Genomic DNA, 7,318 nt, shown 5'->3' with positions numbered 1-7,318 from the left:
CGCTCCGCATACTGATTCGCCGAGCCGCCACCCGCTACCGATGGGACAGCCGTCCCACCACACGCCGACTCAAGTGATCCATTTGCCCGTCGGTCCAAGGATGTCAATCTCAGGCATGTTTGCGTTACCTACCGCCATGGTGTGCGGCGCCTAAGCACGCCAAGCTAGCAATAGCTTGGTACGTGGCCAGGCACGGCTTCACCGCGCGCTAGGCGTCATAGCCGATCTCTTGTATCACGACGTCGTTGTAAAGGCTGTGATCGTGACAATTCCGTCGCTGTCTGATGTCAGGCAGTCCGAGCCGGTTCGGCTGCCCGCGGAACGTACGTGTCCGTTCGATCCGCCGCGCGAGTTCGGTGAGCTGCGAGACAGTCAACCGTTGAGTCGGCTCCGTTTTCCGGATGGTCACGTCGGTTGGCTGGTGACGAGCCACGAGCTTGCTCGTGCCGTCCTGGGTGATCCACGTATCAGCGTCTTCCCCGCAGGTCCGCCAAGCATGCACCCGGAGCGGCAGGCCGCCATACTCCTCGATGCCATCCAGTACGACACCGCCTTCCCGGATGCTGTCCGCACTATTGTTGATCGCTATCGGCGGGACGGTCGGCTCGCCGACGCCTTCCGGGACCCCGAAGTCGTGCGAACACTCCATGAGGGTTCGCTGAGCAAGTTGGCCTTCTTCAACAGGGACGTACCCGAGCACACTCGACTGCGCCGCATCGTGGCCCCCTACTTTACGGTGCGCCGTGTGGGCGAGTATCGAGCACGTATCGAACAGATCGTCGCTGATCGTCTTGACGCCATGGAGCGTGTCGGCCCACCTGTCGATTTGGTCGAGACGTTCGCCCAACCGATACCGTCGCTGTTGACCTGCGCTCTGTTCGGCTTGCCGGAAAGTGAATGTGGCACGTTCGAGCGACTTGCCGCGGTCCGGCACACGTCAGGCGCGACTGTCGACGACGTCTTGGAGGCAAGGGAGGAGTTCCGCGCATTTAGTCGTGAGATCGTTGAACGCAAGCGAGCGCAACCAAGCGATGATCTGCTTAGCGCGCTAGTTCACAGCGGGGAGATGACCGGGGACGAACTCGTCTCCACCGCCACCGTCTTGGTGCAAGCGGCTCACGCGACAACCGCCAACGCGCTGGCGTTCGGCATCCTCACCCTTCTACAGGATCGCGATCGGTGGGACACACTCAAGACCGAGTCAGCCCCGATCGGCCGCATCGTGGAAGAGTTGCTGCGCTACACCACCATCGTTCAAGCCCCGGATGTTCGAACCGCTCTGGAGGATATTGAGATCGGGGGAACGGTGATCAAAGCCTTCGAGAACGTCGTCGTCTGGCTGCCAGCGGCCAATCGTGACCCGCAGGTGTTCGCCGAGCCGGACCGAGTCGACTTCACCCGCCACGCAGCCAATCACCTCGGCTTCGGTTTTGGTGTCCACCAGTGCGTCGGCCAGCACCTGGCCCGGCTGGAAATGCAGATTGCGTACTCCGGCCTGGCTCGCCGTTTCCCCACCCTCGACCTCGCTGTACCCGTCGCAGATATCCCCTGGCACGACGGCGATCGCCAACTCTACGGCCCAGAACGACTCTTGGTGACTTGGTGAGTCGATAGTCGGTGAGGGCCCAAGCGGACCGGGACCGATGTGTGGATGGGGGCTTGTGCGCACTGACCGCTGTGGGCCTGTTCGACCAGGGGCGGTGACGATGCGACAGGGGGCGAACAACTTGATACACCGTCCTGCCCTACCGACGACGGGCGCTCCGTGACATACGCGCCCGGTCTCATACAGACACGACAGAATTGAAGGGAGTGACACACATGCGTATCGAAATTGACGAGGATAAGTGCGTAGGTGGAGGCCACTGCGTGGTGGCCGCGGCGGAGGTGTTTGATCAGCGCGAGGAGGATGGTGTCGTCGTGCTGCTCGATGACGCGCCCCGCAATGATTTGCACGAGGCAGTGCGGGAAGCCGCGATGCTGTGCCCCGCCGCCGCGATTCGAGTCATCGAGTGACCGGAAGACTCGACCGAGTGGTGGTCATAGGGACGTCCGTGGCCGGTGTGACGGCGGTGGAGACGCCGCGTCGACACGGGTTCGACGGGTCAATCTGACTGGTCGGTAACGAGACTCACCCTACGAACGGCCACCACTGTCCAAGCAGATCCTCGACGCGACGTCAGATGCCGAGCGTCTCGCCGTCCGCGACGGCGCCGCCTCGGCCGACTGCCCGTCGACATACGCGACCGCACTCGATCTGAACAATCACCCTCGTGTTTGACAACAGTGAGCTTCTTCAGCCTGGTCACCGATCGGGTGATGGCTGTGGGACCTTAACGAGCAGAGCTTCCCCGGCTGTTGGGCGAGATGTCTGATGTCTCAACCGCCTGGCCAGGGAGCTCTGTTGGTTACTTAGTGAGCGTTTGGTTCTCGGTTGTCTGTTTCATTTGGCTTAGCTGTCACGCCAGTTGGTGGTGGCTTCGTGGGTGAGGCGGCGGCTCATGAGGTTGATGGCGGCCAGTTGGATCACGGCTGCTGATCGGTGTGGGTGGGTTTCGTAGACGCGGGCCAGGCGGCGGTGGTGCATGAGCCAGCCGAGGGTGCGTTCGATGACCCATCGGCGAGGCTGGACGTGGAAGCCGCGGACGGTGGGGTCGCGTTGGACTATTTCAAGGTCGATGCCGAGGTGGGCGGCTTGTTCGACGGCTTTGGTCTTGTAGCCGTTGTCGGCCCAGGCTTTGGTGATGGCGGGGTGGCGGCTGCGGACTTTGGTGAGGAGTTGGGTGCCGGCGGCGGTGACGGCCACTGCCAGCAGGAGGCCGAGGGTGTCGGTGACGATGTGCCGTTTGCGGCCGATGATTTTCTTGGCCGGGTCGACGCCTTGGCTGGTCAGGGGGACGGTGGCGGAGGTTTTGATGCTCTGGCTGTCGATCAGACAGGCGCTGGGCTCGCTCGTGTGGCCTTCGGCCTGGCGGACTTTGCCGCGTAACAGGCCGGTGAGCTGGTCGAAGATGCCGTCGGCTTCCCAGTGGGCGAAGTAGCCGTAGACGGTCTGGTGGGGCGGGAAGTCGTGGGGCAGGTAGCGCCAGGGGATGCCGGTGCGCTCGACGTTGAACCGCACCGGTTCGAATGGAGACCCGCCGAAGCCCTCAACGACCATCTACTATCGGTCACATAAGCCGGTGTTGAATCCACTGATTGAACCTGGTCAATACACGTCTTTCGCGCTCACCGAGCACCTGGACCGGGCCGGCATCGCCGCTTCCATCGGGTCGGTCGGCGACGCGCTGGACAACGCACTGATGGAGTCGACCATCGGCCTGTACAAGCAATGCCGCGGAGTTAACCCGCCCCGGGGCACGTCAAGTTGATCGTCTTCACCCGGCAGGCGCCAGCCATTCGGGGGCAATCCGGTATCTACCTCGCCCTTCCCTGATCAGCATGGTCTGCTCGGCCCACTGGTTGATCTGTGTGCACAGGCTGCGGTACTTCGCTCTCACCGTGATGCCGAGGGCCTTGCTGATCTCGACGGTTCGCCAGGCCCGTCCTGGATCGGTGCGCAACAGACGGAGGGTGCGTTCCCTGAAGCCCAGATCGTCGGGCTCGGTCTCGTCACGCCGGTGAACGACGACGTGTAGGGAAGTGATCCGCTGGCTCTTCCCGGGACGATTCTGGGAGGCCACGGTGTATTGCGAGATCGGGCATTTCACAAGCCGGGCGCTGGTGCGTGCCCGACGCGGAGGCAACAGCGCACCGAGCACAGCTTCTGAGGATTGCGTGTGGGGGTGACGGCGAGTCAGTTCGGTTGTATGTCTGGGAGATGCGGTATCCCGATGGGGGTGGCCTGACCGCCGTGCAGCGGGCTGCGCGGGAGCGGATACGGTTCGAGGCCGCCGAGATGTTCGAGCAGGGAGTGGGGCCGCCGGTGGTGGCCAGGCGGTTACGGGTGTCGCGGAAGTCGGCGTATGCCTGGCACGCGGTCTGGCGGGAGGGCGGGGTCGACGCCCTGCGGTCCAGGGGACCCAGCGGGCGGTCCTCGCGGATGAAGCCGCAGTGGCGGGCATGGCTGGATGAGGCACTGGAGCAGGGGCCGGTGGCACATGGCTGGGTCGAGGACCAGCGCTGGACACTGTCCAGGATCGCGTTGCTGATCGCACGGCGTTTCCATGTGCGCTTCAGCCCTGCGCAGGTCTCCCGGATCCTGCACCAGATGGGCTGGAGCGTCCAGGTCCCCGTGCACCGGGCCGTCGAGCGTGACCCGCAGGCGGTGGAGACGTGGATGAGGGAGGTCTGGCCGGAGGTGGAAAGACGGTCCGGGACCAGGACGCCTGGCTGTGCTTTGAGGACGAGTCGGGGCAGAGCCTGAAGCCTCCCAAGTCCCGCACCTGGTCCCGACGCGGACACACCCCGATCATCAAGGTCACCGGCAAGGGCTCCGGCCGTGTCTCGCTCGCCGGCCTGGTCTGCTGCAAGCCCGGGCAGCGCACCCGGCTCATCTACCGGACCATGGTCCACACCGGCCGCAAAGGCGAGAAGAAGGGCTTCCGCGAGGACGACCTCATCACGCTCCTGGACGCCGCCCACCAGCAGCTCGGCAGAAAGATCGTCCTTGTCTGGGACAACGCCACCCAGCACAAGGACGCCGCGATGCGCGACCTGCTCGCCGCCCGCAGCGCCTGGCTGACCGTGTTCCGCCTCCCGCCCTACACACCCGACCTCAACCCGGCCGAAGGCGTATGGGCCCACCTGAAAAAGACACTGGCCAACCTCGCCGCCTGCACCACCCGCCAACTCGCGGCCAAGACCCGAACCCGGCTCAAGAAAATGCAGTACCGCCCCACCCTCCTCGACGGCTTCATCGCCGAAACCGGACTGACCCTCGCCCCCTCACTATCACCCTGAAGAGCAAGCCTCAGTTGCGCGATGCCGCCGTAGCCGTCGGCGGGTCCGAGAACTTCCCGCGCGGTGATCACCTGTTCCGCCGCCGTGCGGAGGGCGACGGTGAAGCTGGCACGATCCGGGTCGGTGCCGGGCCGGGACTCGACCGCATCCACCATGGCGCGGCGAAGGATCTGGTAGACGACCAGCAGAGCCCACAGTTCCTGCTGCAGCCCGACCGGGTCGCCGGAGCGCAGAACCCGGCCGGCGAACAGCGTGTCCTTGAGCGCGAGGAAGGACAGCTCTATCTCGTGAGGTCGGCCCGAAGCGCGGTTCCGGCCTTACGACCGGTCCGTTTCTTCGGGCCGCCTCCCGAACCGGACATGCGACTTGGCACCGCATCCGGCTCTCCACAAGTCCCGTTAGCCTGGGAGGTATGCAGCTCGTGGCCAGGGTGACGGGATCACTGTTCCCCGGTATCGATACCGCGTGGTGCGGACTTTCGCCGGATCGAACAGCGACACATTCCCCTCCGATGGCCACCATCCTCCTGCGCAGTATTTTCGACGCAGGTCCTTCCAACTACTCTTGGGGTGTTTGCGGCGCAACCATCGGAAAACCTGCCACCAGACGACGGCGCGTAGGTAGCCGAAGGCCACGCTGGATACCCCGGGACGGAAGTAGATACACCAGCCCCGTATTGCTGTATTGAGCCGGTAGAGCAGTATCTCCAGGGGCAGATTGACGTCCTGCCAGCACAACGTCTTGACCTTGGCGGTGATCGAGGCGATAGCCTTCTTCGCCGGGTAGGTGTAAACGTAGTACCGGTCTGTTCCTCGCTTACGGCGGCGTTGGATGCGCCACCCCAGGAAGTCCAGCCCCTCGTCGATGTGAGTGATCAGTGTCTTCTCCTCCGACAGGCGCAGGCCCATGGTGGAGAGGACCTCTGCCGCTTCCTCACGCAGCGCCTCGGTGTCCTTCCTCGTACCAGCGACCATCAGGCACCAATCGTCTGCGTACCTGACAAGTCTGTAGTTCGGAAGGTTTCCAGCACGGCGTTTCCCCCGCTGGTACGCGTGATCCCGGGACCGCCCGCTCCCTGGGCGATGTGCTCGTCCAGGACCGAGAGCGCAATATTGCTGAGCAAAGGAGACAGAATTGATCCTTGCGGGGTGCCGGCGTCAGTTGTCCTCAAGATCCGATCCTCACCGAGGATTCCGGCCTTGAGGAACGCCTTGACCAGGGACAGAACGCGTTTGTCTCCGATCCGCATCCGCACGCGATCTAGAAGTGCGGAGTGCGAAATTTCGTCGAAGCAGGCTTTGATGTCGCCCTCCACGATCCATTGGAATGATCTGGACGCGAGGAAACGCACCTCAGCCACCGCGTCATGAGCCCTGCGATTGGGGCGAAACCCGTAAGAGCACGGGAGGAAATTCGCCTCAAATATCGGCTCCAACACCAGCTTCAAGGAGGCTTGGACCACCCGGTCGGCGACAGTCGCGATCCCCAGACGACGCTTCTTTCCGCCTGGTTTTGGGATCATCCGCTCGCGCGTCGGCACCGGGCGAAAACTGCGGTCTTTCAATCCCTTCCGCAGTCCGTCGAGGAATCCCTCGACTCCCCGCATGGCCTCAACTGAGAAGACGGTCTGACCGTCCACCCCGGCCGTGCGAGCTCCCTTGTTACCCCGTACCCGAGCCCACGCGACCAGAAGGAACGCGGGATCAGCGACGAGATTGTGCAGGTCGTCAAACCGACGATTAGGATCGTCGGTCGCCCAACGGTGCAGTTTGGTCTGGATCTCCAGTACCCGGCGTTCCGCCTTGAGCAAGACGTACTCCAGCTCGTCGGTGTTCACCAACGACCTCCTGGCCTTCCAGCATCCGCATCTGCGTGACTTGCTGGCTCCCTTCGCCGTGTACCGGGCTTTCCCCGGCTCGGACTACTACGAAGCCTCCGCCCCACTCGACGGTCCTCAGCCGACGACGGGCCTGCCCCCAAGGCTCCGAGCTGGCGGCCCGGACGGGGAGGGCGACCGCGAGTGGTTCCCACGTTCACCATGTACCGATTGACGAGGGAGGCGCCCAGCTGATGCCCCGGCAACATCGCCATGCCTACGCCGCAGGCTTTCAACATGGCCTCCCCACCGGTCGTTGGAAGTCGGCTTCGGAGTTGACCGACGCCCGAAGGCACCGGTCCCGCGTTGCACCACGGCCCATATCCACCAGATTGGAGCCGGTACCACGTTTACGAGGCTTTACCACTGGTTCCTCTCGTACGCCTTCTCGTCTCGCTAGCCGGACCCGTGCCGTCTGGCAGTGCCGACACGTCCCGACGTTGTCGGGTCTTCAAAGTTGAGCGGTGCGGAGGTGTCTGCGGGCTCGGCGGGTGGTGACGCAGCGTGTCCGTAGTCGTTGGTTCTCGGCGTTGCGGAAGC

The 7,318-nt window shown here is 63.9% G+C and carries 7 protein-coding genes and 1 pseudogene; 4 read left to right on the top strand and 4 right to left on the bottom strand.

Annotated features, from left to right (window positions below; genetic code table 11):
• Positions 1-229: 229 nt before the first annotated feature.
• Together AC07CM_RS49910 and AC07CM_RS49905 are read left to right on the top strand one after the other, a co-directional pair.
• Positions 230-1,606, top strand: a complete 1,377-nt coding sequence (locus AC07CM_RS49910; protein ID WP_478883209.1) for a cytochrome P450 — start codon at positions 230-232, stop codon at positions 1,604-1,606.
• A gap of 215 nt (positions 1,607-1,821) precedes the next feature.
• A complete protein-coding gene (locus AC07CM_RS49905) occupies positions 1,822-2,016 on the top strand; it encodes a ferredoxin (protein WP_478883208.1) in 195 nt (64 codons plus the stop codon).
• A gap of 436 nt (positions 2,017-2,452) precedes the next feature.
• Here the strand turns inward: AC07CM_RS49905 and AC07CM_RS49900 are convergent.
• A pseudogene (locus AC07CM_RS49900) lies at positions 2,453-3,109 on the bottom strand (IS5 family transposase); the annotation flags it as partial.
• A 73-nt stretch (positions 3,110-3,182) separates the two neighbouring features.
• On the opposite strand from AC07CM_RS49900, the gene AC07CM_RS49895 reads away from it, so the two are divergent.
• Positions 3,183-3,371: a hypothetical protein gene (locus AC07CM_RS49895; protein ID WP_478883210.1), complete on the top strand. Its 189-nt coding sequence runs from the start codon at positions 3,183-3,185 to the stop codon at positions 3,369-3,371.
• 6 nt (positions 3,372-3,377) lie between these two features.
• Here AC07CM_RS49895 and AC07CM_RS49890 read toward each other — a convergent pair whose 3' ends face one another.
• Positions 3,378-3,761 (bottom strand): hypothetical protein, encoded by a 384-nt coding sequence (locus AC07CM_RS49890; protein WP_478883207.1) that lies wholly within the window; start codon positions 3,759-3,761, stop codon positions 3,378-3,380.
• Positions 3,762-3,820: 59 nt separating this feature from the next.
• Between AC07CM_RS49890 and AC07CM_RS49885 the strand changes: the two genes are divergently transcribed.
• Positions 3,821-4,902 (top strand): IS630 family transposase gene (locus AC07CM_RS49885; RefSeq protein WP_478883206.1). Its coding sequence is split into 2 segments (ribosomal slippage): positions 3,821-4,307 and positions 4,307-4,902, totalling 1,083 coding nucleotides; the frame shifts between segments, so codons are not numbered across the junction.
• A gap of 398 nt (positions 4,903-5,300) precedes the next feature.
• Here the strand turns inward: AC07CM_RS49885 and AC07CM_RS49880 are convergent.
• Together AC07CM_RS49880 and AC07CM_RS49875 are read right to left on the bottom strand one after the other, a co-directional pair.
• On the bottom strand, positions 5,301-5,876 hold the full coding sequence (locus AC07CM_RS49880; protein WP_478883205.1) for a group II intron maturase-specific domain-containing protein: 576 nt from the start codon (positions 5,874-5,876) through the stop codon (positions 5,301-5,303).
• Positions 5,876-6,739, bottom strand: coding sequence for a reverse transcriptase domain-containing protein (locus AC07CM_RS49875; RefSeq protein WP_478883204.1), 864 nt, complete (start codon positions 6,737-6,739; stop codon positions 5,876-5,878). Before AC07CM_RS49875 ends, AC07CM_RS49880 begins: the two co-directional genes overlap by 1 nt.
• Positions 6,740-7,318: the final 579 nt, after the last annotated feature.

The organism is Streptomyces sp. NPDC044061 (assembly GCF_056434305.1).
The sequence above is the reverse complement of the archived record's forward strand: the minus strand, read 5'-3'. Positions and strand labels throughout refer to the sequence as shown.